The sequence below is a fragment of the Francisella sp. 19X1-34 genome, assembly GCF_041102755.1.
Taxonomy (GTDB): Bacteria; Pseudomonadota; Gammaproteobacteria; order Francisellales; family Francisellaceae; genus Francisella.
In genome coordinates, this window is record NZ_JBGCTX010000112.1 from 1 (window position 1) to 3,433 (window position 3,433).

Below are 3,433 nucleotides of genomic sequence, written 5' to 3' on the forward strand. Positions count from 1 at the left end.
ATATCTAGGAATGATTAAATTAGCTTGTACTTTTATTTGGCTTCGATGAAAATTTATTTTTGTGCACAGAGCCTAATAAGTTTTAAAAAATAATTTTCTGGTTCACAATGATGGATTCTAAGTTTTAGAAGGTTTAAGGTTAATATTTATATTCTTATTTATTCAAAGCTTGTAGCAGTAAAGCGTTGGGCTATTTTATTATTTTGTAGTATAACTACACTCTTTGCTGGAATGCTTATTTTATTATAATCCTTCGTAGAATCAGCAAAGTTAGCGATTACTGTAACACCATTTGAGAACTGTGTAGATTGAAGTAGCTTATCTTTACTTAAGTAACTAAAGTTAGTCATCCTCTGTTGTACTAAGATTTTATGCCACTTAGACCATACTGGTAAGTATTTGCTAAGAAGTTTTTTCTGCTGAGCCCAGGCTTTTCTATCTAAGTGTAGTAGTGGTGGATAGTTATATAGAAAAGTTTTCAAGATATTATTTTTTATCTGAGATGGGAACTTAAATGTTGCATACTCCCAATGATCAGAAGTGATAATACTATTATTATAAACCATTTGATAAAGAGGAACTTCAAAAGTAGGATTGTAGTATATATAGCTTATTAAAGGCTTTAACGGTGTAGGTTTAGTATATCTAGGAGGAACTCCAAGAGGTGACCAATAGTCTCCCATGTAGTATTTAGACTTTTTATGTTGGCGCATATCCTTATCCCAAATACCTTGAGAAACTAGACCTTGTCCATAAACTGCAACAGGTGCGATATAATCCTTACCATCTTCTGTACCAACTACTAAATTATAGTGTTTAGCAGCCCATTTAAAATAATTTATTTTATTTTGGACATCTTGAGCTTGAGACATTGGATGTTTAGTAGAAAAATCATTATATAGAGCTCCTGCTCCATCACTATCAAAGAACCATGAGTTGAACTTGGCGTTATACATGTTTATGTCTCTATTTAAGCGACGCTTTACTTGAGGCATTGCATATGATGAGTTCAGTTCATGTCCTCTACCTAAAAAGCCTGTTACATACTTACCGTTTTGTTTTATTATAGCAGCATCTTTGAATAAGTCTTTTTTGGAGTAGAAAACTCCTGTTGACCAGGATCCTCGAGCTCCTTGTTGTTGTAAAGAGTTATAAGAATCATAAGGGGCAATAAGGTATCCAGCTTTTTTAGCTTGATCAATAACGTTGGTATGGTAAAGACCATCAGTGACATCGTTTAAACCAAGCCACGCATTTTTTAAACCAATGCTTTGCAGTTGCTTTATCATCCAGACTGAAACTCCATTACCCCACTGTGGAACTGGGACTATATATTTAGAGTAAGCAGATTGAATTAGGTATTTATTTAGTTTAATAGTATTTGCAGGAGTCTTTTGCGCAGATATTAATTTAGCAGTAGTTGAGTTTAGCTTAATTGAGTTAAATTCTTGCTTATTCCATAATGTTGGATCTTTTATTAACTCCTTAAGCGCATTATCGACATCTGACTTTAGAGCTGCATAAAGCCACTTTTGTTTTGCAAACTCTTCTAGAGAGTTATTTGAATGCTCTTTTAGTATTTTATTAAAGTATTTTGTTGGGTTGTCTGATTTACTAGCAAGTTGTTGTTTGACAAAGTTTTGAAGCCCTTTCCAATTTATATTTGACTCCCCAATTAACTCATCACCCCATAGGTAAATAAAAGGAGCACCATAAAGCTTTGTAACTCCTGGGACAATTTTAGCTTTCTCAGCAAGTGTTACAAACTTTCCTTGATCTATCTTGTGCTGACGATATGTTTTAGCAATTACTGCTGGATCATTCTTTAATTCTTTAATTGTGAATCCAAAAGGTTTATCTTTATTTAAAATATTAAAAGTATGTTTAAAGTGTAGAGCTAATTTATCTTTACCAGTAAACCAAAAAGTGTTATCAAAGCTATTATTAATTTGATAATAAATTGCAGATTTGCCAAATCCCGCTGTTAAGAATTGCATTGATAGTCGAGCAATTCCAGCTAGAGGATCTTTCTCACTAGTAGTAGATGTTAAATACTTTATCCATTTTTTATTCTCTGATGGAATGTCCCACCCTTCTAGCATAGGAAGTAGGAAAGATTTTTCCCCACGAATAATAGGGAATGTGATAGTTTTATTATCGGTTCTTGTTAACTTTTGACTATTTTTAAAACTAACGTTCAAAGCATCATTATTTAGCTTAAACTCAATGTTGATATTATCACGAGTAAAGTCTAATTCTTTTTTATCTTGAGATATTATTTTAAAGTTTTGTTTTGCCTGAGCTGCAGATATAGGAGTTTCTTTATCTCCTTGTTTAAGCTCTACTTTCAGAGTCGCTGGATCAATAACAAAACAGTTATTATGTTGGCAAAGGTTTATAGGGTTAGCAAAAGCTGTACCCGATATTATAAGAGGTAATAATGCTATATTTTTTAGTTTCATAAGTATATTCAGTCTTAGAATAGTTTTACTCAATAATATATATATAAAGCATAAGATAAATATTTTTATAGCAGTTTTAAATTAGTTCAACAGGCTCAACTTTTATAGTCTTAAGGTCAATAATAGCACCCATACTATCATCAGCTCCGGCTTCACGAATGGTCAGTTTTTTAGTTGAAGCACCATCTGAGTTATCTAAGTCTATGCTAATATTTTGCCAGTCTGATGAGAACTCCTCTTGTGTATAAACCACCTCATCACCTAAAAGAACTTCAAAGCCTCCTGAGGCATCTCCTGTGCGAGAATAATATTCAAAGCTTAGATTCATTTTTTTAAATCCTTCAGTGTTTAGGTCATGAGATAGCTCAACAATCTCATTTGAATGACCATCTAGTTCAATAGCAGCTTCTCTACCGTTAGAGTTTTCAAAACCATTCCAGACTTCGAGTTGACCACCATTTGTATACCAATCACCAGTGAAAGGGTGATCAGAGTCAATGAATGCTAAAAAACCATCTGGAGCAGGGTTATCTCCCCATTGAAATCCATATCCATCTGGGATCAAGGAATTTTGACTAAGAGCGTTATAAAAGTCTATCCCATAGCCTTGACAAGTTGATGGCACCATAGATTGTGTTATATTTTCTCCAGTAATTATGCATCGCCACTCTATAATATTTCCATTGATAGTAGATCTAAGTAGTATATAGGCTTCTCCAGTAACAGTTTGTGCCCCTGAGCTACCAATATCTCGAGAAATATCTGCATTATCATCAACACTCATATGAGGGTCATTTATATTGATGGTAGAAACACTAGTGCCATCAGTAATGGCATTAGCAACATCTTGCTTAATAGCGCCCATAAAGCTTAGTTGATTAGATATTTTTGACTTAATGGGACTGTTGAAATCTGATATTAATTTTAAAATTGTTTAAAATATACTGAAAAGTAATATATGATTTTTTTAT

At 33.1% G+C, this 3,433-nt stretch carries 2 protein-coding genes; both read right to left on the reverse strand.

Translation table 11 applies throughout. The features are described from left to right. Positions 1–158: 158 nt before the first annotated feature. Positions 159–2,462 carry a glycoside hydrolase gene (locus AB8E56_RS11320; protein ID WP_329481180.1) on the reverse strand — a complete coding sequence of 768 codons (2,304 nt, stop codon included), beginning with the start codon at positions 2,460–2,462 and terminating at the stop codon, positions 159–161. A gap of 76 nt (positions 2,463–2,538) precedes the next feature. Further along, positions 2,539–3,327, reverse strand: coding sequence for a type IV pili fiber building block protein (locus AB8E56_RS11325; RefSeq protein WP_329481182.1), 789 nt, complete (start codon positions 3,325–3,327; stop codon positions 2,539–2,541). Positions 3,328–3,433 lie beyond the last annotated feature (106 nt).

Excerpts from the sequence above, each read along its gene's own strand:
- AB8E56_RS11320 (WP_329481180.1), bottom strand. The coding sequence starts at position 2,462 with ATGAAACTAAAAAATATAGCATTATTACCTCTTATAATATCGGGTACA.
- AB8E56_RS11325 (WP_329481182.1), bottom strand. The coding sequence starts at position 3,327 with ATGGGCGCTATTAAGCAAGATGTTGCTAATGCCATTACTGATGGCACT.